We start from the raw sequence: 16,056 nt of genomic DNA, 5'->3' as shown, positions 1-16,056 counted from the left end.
TCACGCCTAATCAAAAACTATTTAAACTACGCCTATTCTGTCTAGAATATTTGTCTCTTGTCCTGGTAAATTTGCAAATTTGACTGCATAAATTTAAAACGTACTGTATAGACCTGGGCGCTTCAAATTTGACTCAAATTTGAAGGAAAAACTACTCTTTCATAACTTTAAGAAAAGAGTAAACGTCTCTCACCCCGTCGATGTGCTTGGCGTACCAGATCGCGTGTTTTTCCTGCTCGATATCGGTGATGATGCCGGTAAATACGACGTTGCATTGCACTACGCTCACTCTCACGCTTGTGCCGCTGATTATGCTATCTTTAAAAAAATTATTTTTTAAATTTAACATTATGGCGAGGTTGCTTTCGCATTCGCCGCCGTCGCTAGGGAATCTAATATACGTGTAGATTTTGCTCACGCCGTCGGTATTTTTGGCTAGTTCTACGAGTTTGGTTTTGTGCTCGGCGTCAGGCACCACGCCGATGAGATACACGTCGCCGTAAAAGCTCTCGACATCCACGTTTAGGTTGCTAAGCCCGCTTGAGGCTAAAATTTTAGTCTGGATTTTTGTTTTTATAAATTTATCTTTCGTTATCGAATATATGCCGCGCTCGTCTTTGCTGATCTGGTAGGCGTCGTAGACGTTTATGCCCGTTAGCGGCGTCACGGTCGTAAAGAGCTCGAGGCAACCGCCAAGGAAAAAAATCGGCGAAAAAATGAGAAGGTTTTTTAAAAAAAATCGCACAAATAGCTTTTTCATCGCCGACCTATAAAATTTTCTCCAAATACTATAGAAATCAAACTAAAATTTATATAAATTTAGTTATAATCGCGCTCATCATCCAACGACGCGGAGGATAAAGCGATCTGGTGGCGCTCGCGGACTTCAAATCCGATGGCGGGGCGGTTGACCGCTTCGCGGGGAGTTCGATTCTCTCATCCTCTCGCCAAAACTTCTACGTTTATTATCTTAAAACAAGCAAAATTCAGCTACAATAAGCCGTTTATATTAAATTAATTTAAGTTTTTTTTTTTGGTTAGTTCATCCGCCTCTAAATTTCCTCTCGCACGCGCCGTTTTAGGCAGGATATACGTGGTGCTTTTTGCTACCGCTGTATTTCTGATATGCGCTGCTAGCTTTGGGTTAAATTTAAAATTTGAAGGCGTAAAAGAGGATATTTACGCTGCGAATTCTAACTTTAAAATTTTCCTCAAAGAGCGCGCCTCAATCATAAATAACGAGCTAAGGCTTATCGAAATATACATCGATGCGCCCGAATTTGACGCAAATGTTATTTTCGACTTTGCCGTAAAAAACAATAACGAATACATGGCCTTTTTCGTCGTAAACGAACGCGGCGAGATAGAGTTTGTCAGCGATGAAAATTTGCGCGACACGTACTCCGCTTTTTTCCTATCAAAGCCTTGGGAAAACGAGCCTGAGGATAAAATTTTAAGATCAGAGTTTATGTTTGACAAAAGCGACGTACCGACGAGACTCGTCGCAAAAAAGATGAAAAACGGCAAAATGGTGGCTACGCTCATACGCTTTACGGCGATTTACGAGGAGTTTGCGCGCGGATACGAGAGGATCGGCGTAAATTCGTTCGCGATAGATAAAAGCGGCAGAATCGTATTTCACCAAAACCCCGAGCTAGTTTTAGAGCGCAAAAACATCTTTGATCTTTACGACGTGGACGTTGATTATCTAGACAGCGACGAAGTAAAATTTGCAAATTTAGGCTCGCTAAATAGCGAGATTTATTATATCCAAAAAGTTCCCGGGATCGGTTTAGCCGTGGTTTCAAGCTATTCTATGGGTAAATTCGTAAAAGAAAATTTAATATTTTTACTAATCTGCGTTGCATTTTTGGCCGTGGGTGCTATCTTTACGATTCGTTACGTCAAATTCGTCAAAAACTCCGTCATAAAGCCCGTTTTATCTATCAAAAATTTAGTCGCAAAAGCCGGCGACGGCGAGGAGATCAAAGCATACGCGAAATTCGGCTCGGTAGAAGAATTTGATCAAATCTCGGACGAGATCGTCAAATTTTACGGAGATTTCGGCGAGAAAAAGGCGAAATTTGAGGAGTATTCGCGTAAATTCGGATTTTTGTTTGAAAAAGGACCTTTTATCTTACTGCTAATCGACGCAAAAAGCGGCAGGATCGTCGAGGCAAGCGCGAGGGCGTGCGAGTTTTACGGATTTAGCGAGGAAGCGATAAAAAGCAAAAATTTAGCCGAGCTAAATGCGTCAAATTTGACCGATATGAAAACGCAGCAAGAAGGCGAAGGCGAAATTTACGAAACGAACCATTTTGCCGAGGGTGGCGAGATAAAACAGGTGCGCATCTACAAGCAAAACTACGAGCTATCTAACGGCGAAAAGATCGGCTTTTGCGTCGTAAAAGACGTTACGAAGAGCAATGCTCTAAAGAAAAACGCGCAAAAGCAAAGCGAGATAGACGCTCACTCGCCGCTGTTTAGCGTGGTTTGGAAGGACCGCTTTATAGGCGATATATCAAGCGTTTCGGACAATATAGAGCGCGCATTGGGATACAAAAAAAGCGAAATACTCTCAAATGAATTTGAGTTTAAAAACATCATCCATTCAGATGACCGAGATAGGCTCGCGAATGAATTTAACATCAAATTTAGCCTATTTAACGCGGCTTCGCTCAAAAAAGAGAACGAGTCGCTACAATCTTGCAGGCTGATAAGGAAAAATTTAGAGGTCATAAACTGCAGCGTATTTATCAAATTTATCTCAAAAGACGGCAAAACCGTGGATGAGGTGATCGGGTATTTCATCGAGAGCAAGCTGGCGGCAAATTTGACCGCAAAAACAGGCATGGAGATAGCGCGACTAAACGATAGCAAAGAGTACGCGTATAAAAATACGATTTTAAGCTTGTTTGCAAACGCGCAAGAAGCCGTCGCCGTAGTCGGGCTAGACGGAGTATTTTTAGACGCCAACGAAGCATTTTGTAAGATGAGCGGCTACACCAAAGAAGAAGCCATCGGCAAGCCGTCAAATTTACTAAAATCAGGCGTACACGATGCTAAATTTTACGAGCATATGTGGCAAAGCTTGCTAACGAAGGGCTTTTATAGTAGGGAAATCTACAACAAGCGCAAGAACGGCGAAATTTATCTCGAGCAGCTTGATATTGCGACCGTTTACAGCGGCTCAAAGCCTAGCTACTTCGTAGCGGCGTTTCACGAGCTACCATGGAGAGAGCCGGAGGCAAACACGGACGAATCAAAAGCAAAGGAGCAAGAGTGAGCGAATTTGACGCGAGCGTTTACGAGCACGAAATACCAAGCGGCGCGAGGCTGTATTTCGGACAAAGCGCGAAACTAAAAAGAAAGATTGAGCGCGCGGCGAGTGAAATTTTGGAGAAAAATGGATTTCACGAGATCGTGACGCCATTTTTCTCGTATCATCAGCACCTAAGCGTACAGCCGACGGCTCTGGTGCGTTTTAGCGATCACGAAAATCACCAAATCAGCCTGCGCGCCGATAGCACCGTGGATGTCGTACGCATCGTGCTTAGACGCCTAAAAGATACCGAACCTAAACGCTGGTTTTACATCCAGCCGGTTTTTAAGTATCCGAGCACTGAAATCTATCAAATCGGCGCCGAGCTAATCGGCGAGAGCGATCTGGCTACCAGCGTCAAGATCGCAAAGGAGCTTTTTGAGTCGTTTGACCTCGCGCCCGTGCTGCAAATCAGCCACATCGCGATCCCGCAGATTGTGTGTAGGCTGCTAAATTTACCTATTTCGATATTTGAGCACGGCGAGATCGAAAAAATCCTAAACCAAAACGAGGAGTGGCTAAAAAGGCTAGCCTTCGTAAATACGGTCGCAGATATCGACGAGATTTTGCCGGTAGTACCTGACGAGATAAAAACTGCGCTACTGGAGATAAAAGAGCTGGCGCAGGCGGTAAAATATGAAAATTTAAGAATTGTTCCGTTATATTATTCAAAGATGCGGTATTACGACAAGCTGTTTTTTAGATTTTTAGGCGGCAATGCCGTGCTAAGCGGCGGCGGCAACTACGAGATAGAGGGTATCAAAAGCAGCGGTTTTGGCGTATATACCGACGCGTTAATCGAAAATTTAGATCAAAAGGAGAGAGTATGAGCAAAGCTGACGTGATAGTGGGCGTGCAGTGGGGAGACGAAGGCAAGGGCAAGATCGTAGATTTGCTAAGCGGCGGCTACGATATGGTGTGCAGGTGTCAGGGCGGACACAACGCGGGTCACACGATCGTCGTAGAGGGCAAGAAAATCGCGCTGCATCAGGTTCCATCGGGCATACTTCATAAAAATATAATCAACATCATTGGCAACGGCGTCGTACTCTGCCCGGCCGCGATAATCGAGGAGTTAAAGCAGTTTGGAGACGTCTCGGGACGGCTGTTTATCAGCGACAAGGCGCATTTAAATTTGCCTTATCACGCGCAAATCGACCAAGCTAAAGAAAAAGCCAAAGGCGCGCACGCTATCGGCACGACGGGCAAGGGCATAGGACCTGCGTATAGCGACAAAATCAGCCGTAGCGGACACCGAGTCGGTGAGCTAAAAAATCCCGAAAAGCTTTGCGACGCGATTCTGGCCGATTTTGCGGCAAATAAAGCGTTTTTAGACGTTTTAGGCGTCAAAGCGCCTGCTCGCGATGAGCTTTTGGGTGAGCTAAAGAGCTACGAGGCGGCGCTGGGTAAATTTATCGTTGATACCACGCATATGGTGTGGGATGCGATAGACGCGGATAAGAAAATCTTGCTAGAAGGCGCGCAGGGTACGCTGCTAGACATCGATCACGGAACGTATCCTTTCGTAACCAGCTCAAACACCGTAACCGCAGGCAGCTGCAGCGGCATCGGACTAAGCCCTAAAAACGTCGGCGAGGTAATCGGCATCATCAAAGCCTATACCACGCGCGTTGGCAACGGCGCTTTCCCGACCGAGGATATGGGCGAGGACGGCGAAAAGATACGCGATATCGGACGCGAATACGGTGCTACTACGGGCAGACCGCGCCGCACGGGCTGGTTTGACGCGGTTGGCGTGAGATACGCGGCGAGACTTGACGGCGTGGATAAATTTGCGCTAATGAAGCTTGACGTTTTAGACGGCTTTAAAAAGGTAAAAATCTGCAAAGCCTACGAGAAAAACGGCAAGATAATCGAGTATTTCCCAAGCGACTTAGAGGGCGTAAAACCGGTCTACGAGGAGCTTGACGGCTGGGATAAGGTAGAAGGAGCGCGTAAATTTGAGGATCTTCCCGCAAATGCAAAGGCCTTTATCAAGCGCATCGAGGAGATCACGGGCGTAAAGGTCGGCATCGTTTCCACGAGCCCGGAGCGCGAAGACACGATAGTCCGCTAAGATGAAAAGCAAATTTACGCAAATCGTAAATATAAAAAAGCGAAATTTAGACAAAATCGAGCTAAATTTAGCAAGAACCAGAAATGAAGCCGCGATGATAGAGGGCTTAATAGCGCAGGCTGCCGAGCAAATTTCAAAATTTGAAATGCCATCCAGCGGCTCTGCGGCCGATCTGCGCGGTTCGCTAGAGCTTCTTGGCGCGATGCGGCGAGAAAAAAATCTGCTAACCGAGCGGCTCGAGCTAATGAAAAAAAACATCGCGCACCTCGAGCGGCAGCATAAGGCGGCAAATTTGGAGTACGAAAAGATGAAATACCTGCAAATGCAGGACTTTAGCGCGCAAATAGAAAAGATAAAAAAGGCCGAAGCGGCGGCTCTGGACGAGTTTGCGACGATGAATTTTACTAGGCAAAAAGAGGCGAAAGCTTGAAAAAAATTTTGATTTTACTAACTTTAAATTTATGCGTTTGGGGCGCAAACGACGTAAACGCTCAAAGCGCGAGTCAAAGCGGCTTTAAGATCCCGGTGGACTGCGTTTCGATCTTTGAAACCAGAAAAGACGAGCTAAAAAGAGAGCTTGCTAAAATAGACGAAGCAAGGCAGAGTTTGGAGGCTTTTAGAGCGAGTTCGGCGGCGCTTTTTGAGGAGCGAAACGCCAAGCTAGCCGTCAAGGAGGCCGAGATAAACGCAACTCTAGCCCGCGTGCAAGAGGAAAAAAAGCAGACCGAGCAGCTGATAAAGAAAAACGAGGAAATCGTAAAAGAGCTAAAAACTATGACTAGCGACAAGGTTGGCGAGACCTACGGCAAGATGAAAGATCAAGCCGCCGCAGACGTGTTAAGCGCGATGGATAGGGCGGACGCGGCTAGCATCATGTACTCGCTAAGCCCTAAAAAAATCTCTGCGATAATGGCTAAAATGGAGCCTGCCGCGGCGTCTGAAATCACGCTCTTAATCAAGCAAGGCCCGCCATTTATAAAAGCCGAAAAAAACGTAACGCAGGAAGTCTCTCCGACCTCGCCAGACGGCCCGGCGGGAAATCTGCTAAATTTGTAAATTTGGGCTATAACGCTCTAAATTTATCTCGGTTTGCGTCTAAATTTGAGCTCAAATTTGCTCGGATAACGCGAAAGCTAAATGTGCCTTTGGCGGTCAAATTTGACTCCAAAAGTTAAATTGTACCGCCGTCAAATTTAACGCTAAAGCCTAAATTTAAATAGTACTCAGTCTTAAAAGCATTTTTATCCGAGCGTCAAATTTTGCTTCAAATTTTACTTAAAACAAACGCCCGTCAAAACAAAAACTCCGTGAGATTTTAGGTATTTCTTACCAAATTTTGGTTAAAATCAAGCCCAAAAAGAGAGGTAAAAATGCGTATAAAACTCCCACACACACCCTACATCGCGCACAAAATAGCTATTGATTTATTAAAGTCCGGATTCGTAAATTTAACGCGCGGAGTAGAGCCCGTAGCGGCATGCGCGAAAGAAATTTTAGATAACGATTTACAAAAAGAAAAGGCGCTTGAAGAGCGCGTAAACGAGGTACTCGCCGAGAACGAAGACGACATGGAGAGCATGCAAGTCGATAGAAAAAATATGTTTTGGCTCGTAAAAAAGAAGCTGGCCAAAGAGTACGGCGTGATACTTACGTACGAAGACCGCTTTAGCAACGTCGCTCACCTCGTGCTAGAAAGCGCTTGGAAAAAGGGGCTCATCGACTACACGGTTTCCGAAAATCGTATCAAAAACATCATCTATGGCTCGATCGAAGAGTATCTAAAAACGTATGAAATTTTACAAGACGTGGTCATCGACAAGATCGACGGCTACAAGCGCAAACTAATCCCGGGTACCGAGGAGTACGACATCGTATTTGAGCGGCTGTACGAGGACGAACTAAGAAAACGAGGCATGCTGTGAGAGCTTATATCTACCTTGAAAACGGCGTTTTTTTGCAGGCGAAGGCCTTTGGCGCGAGCGGTACGGCTAGCGGCGAAATGGTCTTTAACACAAGCCTAACCGGCTATCAGGAGATCATGAGCGATCCTAGCTACGCGGGGCAGTTTATCGTTTTTACCATGCCGGAAATCGGCATAGTAGGCGTAAACGAGGACGATATGGAGAGCGCGAAAATCCACGCTAGCGGCGTTTTGGTGAGAGATTTTAACGCTACGCCGTCAAATTTCCGTTCGCAAAAAAGCTTGGAAGAATTTTTCAAAGAACAGGGCAAATTTGGCGTTTATGATGTCGACACTAGATTTTTAACCAAGATGCTGCGCGATAACGGCGCGCTACATGCGGTGATCTCGACTGAAATTTCAGACGAAAAAGAGCTAAAAAAGCTTCTGGAAAACTCGCCTAGAATCTCAGAGATAAACTACGTAGCAAAGGTGAGCACCGAGCAAATTTACGCTCACGAAAAGGGTGGCTGGGATCACGCGAGCAAATCATACGCTCCGCTAAAATCAAATGGCAAAAAGATCGCCGTCATCGACTACGGCGTAAAGCGAAACATCCTAAACGAGCTTTGCGAAACCGGCCTTGAGACGCAAATTTACCCACACTACGTGCAAGCAGACGAGCTCATCGCTAAATTTAAAAGCGGCGAGATAAACGGCGTCTTTCTCTCAAACGGCCCGGGCGAGCCAAAGGCCCTAAAAAACGAGATCGCGCAGATAAAAAAGCTGATCGAGGCGCGAGTGCCGATTTTTGGCATTTGCCTCGGACATCAGCTGCTTAGCAACGCATTTGGCTTTGAGACGTACAAGCTAAAATTCGGTCAGCACGGCGCAAATCACCCGGTTTTAAATTTGCAAACCAAAGCAGTCGAAATAACGGCGCAAAATCACAACTACAATGTTCCAGAGGAGATCGCGCAGGTTGCCGAGATCACGCATAGAAATCTTTTCGACGGCACGATCGAGGGCGTGAAGTACAAGGATTATCCGGTATTTTCGGTGCAGCATCACCCCGAGGCTAGCGGCGGGCCGAGCGAGAGCAAATATATCTTTAAACAATTTTTAGAAATTTTATAGTTGCTAGTCGCGGTCAAATTTGAGTTAAATTTAGGGCTAAATTTGCGAGCCGAATTTAACCTCGGCGCGACTAAAATTCACAAATGAAATTTATCGGTCAAATTTGATGAGCGGCGCGGAATTTGTTGGGGTATTGAGCGTCGCGGCGCTTAGCTCGGTTGGCCACTGCGTGGGTATGTGCGGCGGTTTTGCTATCGCGCTGGCACGCTTTTTGAACGGCAAAGGTAAAATTTTTAGCGTAGCGATGATAGCGGGGTACAACCTAGCTCGAATTTGCGCTTATATGCTACTTGGCTTTATTTTCGGGTCGCTTGGCGGCGTTTTTACGCTATCTCTTGCGGCGCGAGGCTACCTGTTTTTTGCTATCGGCGTTTTTATGGCGGTTTTGGGCGTCGCGCTTATTAGGCGCGGAGCTGTGTTAAATTTCATCGAGAAAAACGTATTTTTATCCAAAATTTTAAACGAAAAAATGAAAGCCGCGATCGCCAAAAATAGCGTGTCGGGGTTTTTAGCGCTCGGGTTTTTAAACGGGCTGCTGCCGTGCGGGGTAGTTTATTATTTTTTAGCTTTAGCCGTGGCTAGCGGCAGCGGGGCAAAGGGCGTAGCCATCGCCGCGACTTTTGGCGCGGTCAGCTTTTTTGCGATGAGTTTTTACGCGCTGGTTTTAAAAGCCGCGAGCGAAAAATTTAAAAAACACGCGCTAAATTTAAGCGGCGCGGCGATAATAATTTACGGAATTTATCTATCTTTTATAGGATTTACGGCGAGCAATGGATAACATCAAAGCAAGATTTAGACAGTATCAAGAGGCTATCGAGGCTAGTAACATCGTCTCAAAAACCGACACGAACGGCACTATCACCTTCGTAAACGACGAGTTTTGTAAGATGTCGGGCTTTACGCGCGAGGAGCTAATCGGCGCAAATCACAACATTGTGCGCCATCCCGAGGTGCCCAAGGAGGTTTTTGCGCGGCTTTGGGATACGATTTTAGCCAAAAAAGTGCACAAAGGCACGATAAGAAACCGCACCAAAGACGGTCGCGACGTCTATCTAAACACGACTATCATCCCGATTTTAAATTTAAGCGGGCAGATCGAGGAGTTTCTTGCGATCAGATACGACGTGACGGACGTGATAAATCTCAACAACGAGCTTGAAAAGACGAAAAAAGAGCTGTTAAATTTAAATGAAAATCTCGAAAACAGGGTCGCCGAGCAGACGGCGGAGCTCGTAAATTTAAACCAAAATCTAGAAAATTTGGTAAAAGCCGAGATCAAGAAAAACGAGGAAAAGACCAAAATGCTCTTTTTGCAGTCGCGTCTAGCCTCGATGGGCGAGATGATCGCAAATATCGCTCACCAGTGGCGCCAGCCGCTAAATGAGCTTAGCATCACGCTTTTTAAACTAAAAGAGAGCGTCAAAGCAAACGAGAAATTTGAAGCCGGCTACGAGCACGCAAAGCGCGTGATAAAGGGCATGTCGCAGACGATAGAGGATTTTAGAAGCTTCTTTAGCGTCGAGCGCGAGAGGGAGGCTTTCTTGCCTTCGGTTGCGGTAGAAAACGCGCTAAAAATGGTACAAGGAACCTACGAAAAAGAGGGCATAGACGTAAATTTGGAGCTAAAAAGCGAGGGTCAAATTTATGGTTTCGAGTCGCAGCTTTGTCAGGCCGTGATTATCCTGCTTTCTAACGCCAAAGATGCGCTGGCAAATAAAAAAGACGATAAAAAAGTAACGCTAACGTTAGAAACAAAGGATAAATTTGCTATCATAAGAGTAACGGATAACGCCGGCGGTATAAAAGAGGAGATAATGGACAAGATTTTTGAGCCGTATTTCACCACGAAGCACCCGAGCGCAGGCACCGGTATCGGCCTATATATGCTAAAAAGCATAGCCAAAAATCACGGCGGAAGCGCCGGCGCTAAAAACGTAAAATTTGGAGCGGAATTTGAGATAAAACTGCCGCTAAAGGATGGAAAATGAAAAATTTTAAAGAGCTAACGCTACTGCTAGTCGAGGACGAGGATAGCATAAGGGAGTCGATGCAAGAGGTTTTTGGCGGCGTATTTCAAAAGGTCATATCGGCCTCAAACGGCGACGAAGGGCTTAAGAAATTTAAAAAATTTAGCCCCGATATCGTGATAGCCGACATCATGATGCCTATCATGGACGGACTTGAGATGTCAAGGCAGATAAAAGAGTTCTCAAAAAACACGCCAGTAGTGATCCTAAGCGCGTATAGCGAAAAGGAAAAGCTGCTAAAAGCTATCGACGTGGGTATCGATAAATACGTGATCAAGCCTATCGACATGGACGAGCTTTTCGCCCTGCTAGAGCAGATCGTAAAAACTAAAATCATAGGCGCGGACATCATCGAGATTTCGGGCGGATATTCCTTTAATCAAACCAAAAAAGTACTCGTAAAAAACGGCGTAGAGATCGCGCTAACGAAAAAAGAGCTGGCCTTTATCTCGCTTTTAGTTAAACGTATCGGCACGCTTGTTTTAACCGAGGAGATCAGAAACGTGGTGTGGTTTGGCGAAAAGGTAAACGATCCTGCCGTTAGGACGTTTATCAAGCGAATACGCGATAAAGTGGGCGCCGGTCTTATCAAAAACTCGCCGGGACTAGGCTATAAAATCGAGCTGAAAAAGTAAAATTTAAAGTAGCGTAAATTTAAAACGATTAAGCGATTTTGCGCTTAAATTTTAGTAAAATAACATTTTCGTAATAAAATAAACAAAGGAGGATATCGATGCGACTAGACAGGGCGCTAAGCTACGACTACACGGTCGCCAAGTATTTTATGTTCGCGACGATACTGTTTGGGATAGTCGGCATGGGTATAGGCGTGCTGATAGCCTTTCAGATGGCATATCCCGATCTAAACTATCTCGCTGGCGAATACGGCACCTTTAGCCGCCTAAGACCGCTGCACACGGCGGGCGTGATATTCGGATTTATGCTCTCTGGCGTATTTGCGACGTGGGACTATATTTGACAGAGGGTTTTAAAGGTCTCAATGAGCGAGTCGCCGTTTTTGATGACGGTTGGCAAACTGCACTTTTGGATATATATGCTGGTTATGGCAGGCGGCGTGTTTAGCCTCTTTACTGGCGTTAGCACGTCAAAAGAGTACGCCGAGCTAGAGTGGCCGCTAGATATCGGCGTGGTCGTGCTTTGGGTGCTTTGGGGCGTTAGTATATTCGGCCTTATCGGTATCCGCCGCGAGAGAACGCTTTATATCTCGGTTTGGTATTTTATCGCTACGTTTTTAGGTATCGCGATGCTTTATTTGTTTAACAACATGGCCGTGCCGACTAGGCTGGTTTCTGGCTACGGCAACTGGTGGCACTCGGTCTCGATGTACGCCGGAGCCAACGACGCGCTAGTGCAGTGGTGGTACGGGCATAACGCCGTGGCGTTCGTGTTTACCGTGCCGATAATCGCTCAAATTTACTACTTCCTCCCTAAAGAGAGCGGTCAGCCGATATTTTCCTACAAGCTTTCTATTTTCTCGTTTTGGAGCCTCATGTTCCTTTACCTTTGGGCGGGCGGACACCATCTGATCTACTCTGCGGTGCCTGATTGGATGCAGACGATGGGCTCCGTGTTTTCGGTGGTTTTGATACTGCCGTCTTGGGGGTCTGCGATAAATATGCTTCTAACGATGCGCGGCGAGTGGCAGCAGCTTAGAGAAAATCCTCTTATTAAATTTATGATTTTAGGCTCGACGTTTTATATGTTTTCGACTCTTGAGGGGCCGATTTTAGCGATCAAATCAGTAAATGCTCTCGCGCACTTTACCGACTGGGTACCAGGCCACGTGCATGACGGTACGCTAGGCTGGGTTGGATTTATGACGATGGCAGCGCTTTATCACATGACGCCGCGCGTGTTTAAACGCGAAATTTACTCAAAATCCTTGATGGAAATTCAGTTTTGGATACAGACTATCGGCATAGTGCTTTATTTTTCATCGATGTGGATCGCGGGCATCACACAGGGTATGATGTGGCGCGCGACCGACGAATACGGAAATTTAGCCTACTCGTTTATCGATACGGTGATAAACATAGTGCCGTATTACTGGATCAGAGCCGTTGGCGGGCTGCTATATCTGCTAGGATTTTTTATATTTGTTTATAATATCTACAAGAGTTTTGGCGCCAAAGCGCTCGTAAAAGAGCCGCTAAGCGCTAGTCCTGCGGGCGTAAAGGAGGTTGATAATGTTTAGTTGGTTAGAGAAAAATCCCTTCTTTTTCGCAGTTATGGTTTTTATATTTATCGCCTATGCGGGTGTGATCGAGATACTGCCTGATTTTGCCAACAGAGCTAGGCCGCTAGAGGGTACCAAGCCGCCGACGGTTTTACAGCTTGCTGGCAAGCACGTGTATATGAAAGATAGCTGTAACGCCTGCCATACGCAGCAAATTCGTCCTTTTAAGGCCGAGACCGACAGATACGGCATGTATTCGCTTAGCGGCGAGTATGCGTTTGATCGTCCGCATCTTTGGGGGTCAAAGAGAACCGGCCCCGACCTTTGGCGCGTGGGTAACTACCGCACTACCGACTGGCACGAAAATCACATGAAAGAGCCGACCTCTGTGGTGCCCGGTTCTATAATGCCTGCTTATAAGCATCACTTTAGCAACAACGCAGACATCGAGACGGCATACGGCGAAGCGGTAACGACGAAAAAGGTATTTGGCGTACCGTACGACGTAGAGGGCATGCCAAAACTCGGCACCTACGAGCAGGCACAAGCAGCCGCCAAAGAAGAAGCCGCCGCTATAGTTGAAGAGATGAAAGATGAAGAGGTCAAAAAGGCCTTTGAGCGCGGAGAGATCCGCGAGATAGTGGCGCTCATCGCCTATCTAAATAGCTTAAAATAGGCGAATTTATGGATGCGCAGACTCTAAGAGATATCCAAGGATACGGAGCTTTTATCTTTCTAGCCGTGTGCGCCGCGCTTCTTTACGGGTACTATTTTCATCTGTATAGATCCGAAAAGAGCGGCAGGCGAAACTACGAAAGATACTCCGACCTCGCCCTAAAAGACGGTATCGACGAGGAAATTTTAGAGTCTGCGTCCATAGAGCAAAACGCTAAAAAGGAAAAATAATGCAATGGTTTAACTTGGAAGACGACGTAAATTTACTCGCTCTCGTCGGCGCAGTCGCTATCGTCGCGCTAACGGCGTTCGTGGCGGGCAAATACGTAAGGCAGATGAAAGTCGCCAAAGAGGGCGGCGAGCTTAGCGAGCATAGTTGGGACGGCATAGGCGAGTACAAAAATCCCGTACCGCTGGGCTGGGCGATAGTTTATGCGATATGCATCGTCTGGGCCTTGTGGTATATGATCGCCGGCTATCCGGTAAACTCCTACTCGCAAATCGGCGAATACAACGAAGAAGTCGCCGCCGCAAACGCTAAATTTGAAAAGAGTTTCGCAAATCCAGACGCCAAGACGCTTCACGCGATGGGCGAGAGCGTGTTTTTGGTGCAGTGTTCCTCCTGCCACGGCATAACCGGCGACGGTATAAACGGCAAGGCCGCAGACTTTTCCAAATGGGGTAGCGAAGAGGGGATATATGATACGATAATGAACGGCTCAAAAGGCCTAGAGTATCCGATGGGCGAGATGCCTGCGGGTATGGCCGACGAAGAGGACGCAAAGGCGATCGCGGCCTACATCGCTAAGGAAATTTCGGGTATAAAAAAGACTAAAAACGAAAATTTGGTAGAAAAGGGCAAGGAGCTATTTGGACCTGCGCGGCGTGCCACGGCGGGGACGGCAAAGGCATGGAGGGCAACTCTCCTGATCTATCTAAATACGGCACGGCGTCCTTTGTTGAGGATGTATTACAACGCGGTAAAAAGGGCGCTATCGGTACGATGCCTAAATTTAGCGACGGCAGATTAAACGCTTTACAGCAAAAAGCCGTCGGCGAGTACGTCATCTCGCTTTCTAAAGGAGAATAAATGGAAAACACGAATCGAAACGTTTTCGGTCTACACGGCGTGACGGGGCTACTCATCGCGACCGGGCTACTACTAGCGATCCTAGCGGCGCTCACGTACTACGCGATAAAGCTCCAGCAAGAAGTCGCGCAAAAGCCATACACGCTAAACGCCTCCGAGCTAAAGATGAAAAGCGCGGATAACGCCAAGCAAGTGCGCGTGAAGGAGTAGCTATGCAAGCGATTTTGGAAAAATTTATCGTCGCCGGACTTATTGCAGCGGCGGCATTTACGGCGTGGGCGGTGCTAACGCCAAATCACCTTTTCGTGGGATGAAATTTGATAAATCAAAGAGCGCAGACCTTGCCGCTCTTTTTTAAATTTTACGTTTAAGTCCTAGCGGTTCGCTTTACTTTTTGCGCGAAAATACGCGACTAGGCCGATGAAGTTTATAAATTATACTAGCTCAAATTTGACTGCGCTCGCTTTTTTTCGGAGCGTTAAATTTACAAGGAGCTTTCTAAATTTAAATTTGACTGCATTTCGCCGCTTCTCTGTGCTCAAATTTGCAAATTTAACCCGCGCATTTTTTATTTTTTTGCTTTTTATTTTTTGCGGCGCAGCGACTCTGCATGGCTCAAATTTGCCTCGCGAGATAGTCTTGGTAAATCAAAACATCTTAAGCCCGGCCGTAAGCGAGAAAATCGCGGTTTTAGGCCAGGAGCTAGCGAGCAAAATCGGCGTATTTGCAGGGGTTGCGGTTTACGAGAGCTTGGATGGCAAAACGCTAAAAGAAGCGACCGCTCAGCTAAATTTGACTCCGCCTTACGCGCTTTTGATGCTTGCTAAGGCTGAACACAAGGTGGAAATTTTTGCCGACGCCCAGACGCTTAAGCTTTTTGATAAAGAGAAAATTTTAAGCCCGTATCCAAGCTCTGGCTCTATTTTGCCCATACTAGCGTCCAAAAACGGCAAAGATATCTTTAATGCCGCCGTGCTAAACGGCTACGCGGATCTTGCCGAACAGATCGCCGCGAGCAAGGGCGTGAGCTTGCAAAACGCTATCGGCAGCCAAAACCGCCTGACGCTTGATGCGTTTAGGATTTTTATCTACGGCTCTATCGCTCTCATCGTTTGCGCCGCCGCGTTTAGAAAATTTAGGAGGAAAAATGGCTAAAAACTACTGGCCTCATGCTATCGTGGGCTCGCTTATTTTGATAGTCGCCTCCTGCGTAGCGACCATAGTCGTAGCCGTCAAAAACCCCGTGGAGATGGACGAGTTTTACTTCGAGCGCTACCAAAACATCGATGAAAATATAAACGAGATCGAGGCTAGCCAGCGCAGATTTGACGCCAAGTACGCTCTTAAATTTGAGCTGGAATTTGACGGATTAAGCGGATACTTTAAGATTGCCGTCACGCCAAAAAACGGCTCGGTAGCGTCAAATTTTACTCACGAGATTTTACTAACCAGGCCCGCGACGAACGAGCAAAATCAAAATTTAGACGCCAAATTTGGCGGGCAAATTTTAAAAACGCAGCCCGTAACGCTCCCAAAAAAAGGTAGATGGCAAATTTTGCTAAAAATCTCCGACGCAAACGACACCGGCTTTTATAAATTTAACTTCGAAGCGCGCTAGTTTTCTTTGATTT

16 protein-coding genes, 1 tRNA gene and 2 pseudogenes are annotated in these 16,056 nt (G+C 46.5%); 18 read left to right on the top strand and 1 reads right to left on the bottom strand.

Annotated elements, in window-relative coordinates; all coding sequences use genetic code 11:
- Positions 1–151: 151 nt before the first annotated feature.
- On the bottom strand, positions 152–760 hold the full coding sequence (locus H740_RS09090) for a BON domain-containing protein (protein WP_002953423.1): 609 nt from the start codon (positions 758–760) through the stop codon (positions 152–154).
- Positions 761–852: 92 nt separating this feature from the next.
- Here H740_RS09090 and H740_RS11755 point away from each other — a divergent pair.
- From H740_RS11755 to H740_RS09005, 18 genes and pseudogenes are all read left to right on the top strand, one after another.
- A tRNA-Sec gene (locus H740_RS11755) sits at positions 853–950 on the top strand.
- 83 nt (positions 951–1,033) lie between these two features.
- Entirely contained in the window at positions 1,034–3,286 is a 2,253-nt protein-coding gene (locus H740_RS09085) for a PAS domain S-box protein (RefSeq protein WP_231679343.1), read from the top strand.
- On the top strand, positions 3,283–4,152 hold the full coding sequence (locus tag H740_RS09080; protein WP_002953420.1) for an ATP phosphoribosyltransferase regulatory subunit: 870 nt from the start codon (positions 3,283–3,285) through the stop codon (positions 4,150–4,152). The genes H740_RS09085 and H740_RS09080 overlap by 4 nt, the downstream gene beginning before the upstream one ends.
- Positions 4,149–5,399, top strand: coding sequence for an adenylosuccinate synthase (locus H740_RS09075; protein WP_002953419.1), 1,251 nt, complete (start codon positions 4,149–4,151; stop codon positions 5,397–5,399). The genes H740_RS09080 and H740_RS09075 overlap by 4 nt, the downstream gene beginning before the upstream one ends.
- A 1-nt stretch (position 5,400) precedes the next feature.
- Positions 5,401–5,829, top strand: a complete 429-nt coding sequence (locus H740_RS09070; protein WP_002953418.1) for a flagellar export protein FliJ — start codon at positions 5,401–5,403, stop codon at positions 5,827–5,829.
- Positions 5,826–6,455, top strand: a complete 630-nt coding sequence (locus H740_RS09065) for a MotE family protein (RefSeq protein ID WP_002953416.1) — start codon at positions 5,826–5,828, stop codon at positions 6,453–6,455. The genes H740_RS09070 and H740_RS09065 overlap by 4 nt, the downstream gene beginning before the upstream one ends.
- A gap of 314 nt (positions 6,456–6,769) precedes the next feature.
- Positions 6,770–7,321 carry a DUF507 family protein gene (locus H740_RS09060; RefSeq protein WP_002949092.1) on the top strand — a complete coding sequence of 184 codons (552 nt, stop codon included), beginning with the start codon at positions 6,770–6,772 and terminating at the stop codon, positions 7,319–7,321.
- Positions 7,318–8,436 (top strand): glutamine-hydrolyzing carbamoyl-phosphate synthase small subunit, encoded by a 1,119-nt coding sequence (gene carA / locus H740_RS09055; protein WP_002953415.1) that lies wholly within the window; start codon positions 7,318–7,320, stop codon positions 8,434–8,436. Before H740_RS09060 ends, carA begins: the two co-directional genes overlap by 4 nt.
- A 106-nt stretch (positions 8,437–8,542) precedes the next feature.
- Positions 8,543–9,214: a sulfite exporter TauE/SafE family protein gene (locus H740_RS09050; protein ID WP_002953413.1), complete on the top strand. Its 672-nt coding sequence runs from the start codon at positions 8,543–8,545 to the stop codon at positions 9,212–9,214.
- Positions 9,207–10,424 carry a PAS domain-containing sensor histidine kinase gene (locus tag H740_RS09045; protein ID WP_002953412.1) on the top strand — a complete coding sequence of 406 codons (1,218 nt, stop codon included), beginning with the start codon at positions 9,207–9,209 and terminating at the stop codon, positions 10,422–10,424. The genes H740_RS09050 and H740_RS09045 overlap by 8 nt, the downstream gene beginning before the upstream one ends.
- On the top strand, positions 10,421–11,098 hold the full coding sequence (locus H740_RS09040) for a response regulator transcription factor (protein WP_002953411.1): 678 nt from the start codon (positions 10,421–10,423) through the stop codon (positions 11,096–11,098). The genes H740_RS09045 and H740_RS09040 overlap by 4 nt, the downstream gene beginning before the upstream one ends.
- Before the next feature lie 98 nt (positions 11,099–11,196).
- Positions 11,197–12,678: pseudogene (ccoN, locus tag H740_RS09035) on the top strand (cytochrome-c oxidase, cbb3-type subunit I).
- A complete protein-coding gene (gene ccoO / locus H740_RS09030; RefSeq protein ID WP_002953410.1) occupies positions 12,671–13,336 on the top strand; it encodes a cytochrome-c oxidase, cbb3-type subunit II in 666 nt (221 codons plus the stop codon). The pseudogene ccoN and the gene ccoO overlap by 8 nt, the downstream one beginning before the upstream one ends.
- A gap of 8 nt (positions 13,337–13,344) precedes the next feature.
- Positions 13,345–13,566 (top strand): cytochrome c oxidase, cbb3-type, CcoQ subunit, encoded by a 222-nt coding sequence (locus tag H740_RS09025; protein WP_002949110.1) that lies wholly within the window; start codon positions 13,345–13,347, stop codon positions 13,564–13,566.
- Positions 13,566–14,425: pseudogene (locus H740_RS09020) on the top strand (cbb3-type cytochrome c oxidase N-terminal domain-containing protein). Before H740_RS09025 ends, H740_RS09020 begins: the two are co-directional and overlap by 1 nt.
- Positions 14,426–14,635 carry a DUF4006 family protein gene (locus tag H740_RS09015; protein ID WP_002949114.1) on the top strand — a complete coding sequence of 70 codons (210 nt, stop codon included), beginning with the start codon at positions 14,426–14,428 and terminating at the stop codon, positions 14,633–14,635.
- Between the two features lie 411 nt (positions 14,636–15,046).
- Positions 15,047–15,580, top strand: coding sequence for a hypothetical protein (locus H740_RS09010; protein WP_231679341.1), 534 nt, complete (start codon positions 15,047–15,049; stop codon positions 15,578–15,580).
- Positions 15,573–16,043, top strand: coding sequence for a FixH family protein (locus tag H740_RS09005; RefSeq protein ID WP_002953403.1), 471 nt, complete (start codon positions 15,573–15,575; stop codon positions 16,041–16,043). Before H740_RS09010 ends, H740_RS09005 begins: the two co-directional genes overlap by 8 nt.
- The last annotated feature ends 13 nt before the right edge of the window (positions 16,044–16,056 follow it).

Origin of the sequence: Campylobacter showae CC57C, assembly GCF_000344295.2 — a bacterium.
Lineage (GTDB): Bacteria > Campylobacterota > Campylobacteria > Campylobacterales > Campylobacteraceae > Campylobacter_A > Campylobacter_A showae_B.
Note: the sequence above shows the minus strand (reverse complement) of the source record. Positions and strands in the feature narration are given on the sequence as shown.

Coding starts and splice junctions, on each gene's coding strand:
- H740_RS09090 (WP_002953423.1), bottom strand. CDS start 760: ATGAAAAAGCTATTTGTGCGATTTTTTTTAAAAAACCTTCTCATTTTT.
- H740_RS09075 (WP_002953419.1), top strand. CDS start 4,149: ATGAGCAAAGCTGACGTGATAGTGGGCGTGCAGTGGGGAGACGAAGGC.
- H740_RS09070 (WP_002953418.1), top strand. CDS start 5,401: ATGAAAAGCAAATTTACGCAAATCGTAAATATAAAAAAGCGAAATTTA.
- H740_RS09060 (WP_002949092.1), top strand. CDS start 6,770: ATGCGTATAAAACTCCCACACACACCCTACATCGCGCACAAAATAGCT.
- H740_RS09050 (WP_002953413.1), top strand. CDS start 8,543: ATGAGCGGCGCGGAATTTGTTGGGGTATTGAGCGTCGCGGCGCTTAGC.
- H740_RS09045 (WP_002953412.1), top strand. CDS start 9,207: ATGGATAACATCAAAGCAAGATTTAGACAGTATCAAGAGGCTATCGAG.
- H740_RS09040 (WP_002953411.1), top strand. CDS start 10,421: ATGAAAAATTTTAAAGAGCTAACGCTACTGCTAGTCGAGGACGAGGAT.
- ccoO (WP_002953410.1), top strand. CDS start 12,671: ATGTTTAGTTGGTTAGAGAAAAATCCCTTCTTTTTCGCAGTTATGGTT.
- H740_RS09025 (WP_002949110.1), top strand. CDS start 13,345: ATGGATGCGCAGACTCTAAGAGATATCCAAGGATACGGAGCTTTTATC.
- H740_RS09015 (WP_002949114.1), top strand. CDS start 14,426: ATGGAAAACACGAATCGAAACGTTTTCGGTCTACACGGCGTGACGGGG.
- H740_RS09005 (WP_002953403.1), top strand. CDS start 15,573: ATGGCTAAAAACTACTGGCCTCATGCTATCGTGGGCTCGCTTATTTTG.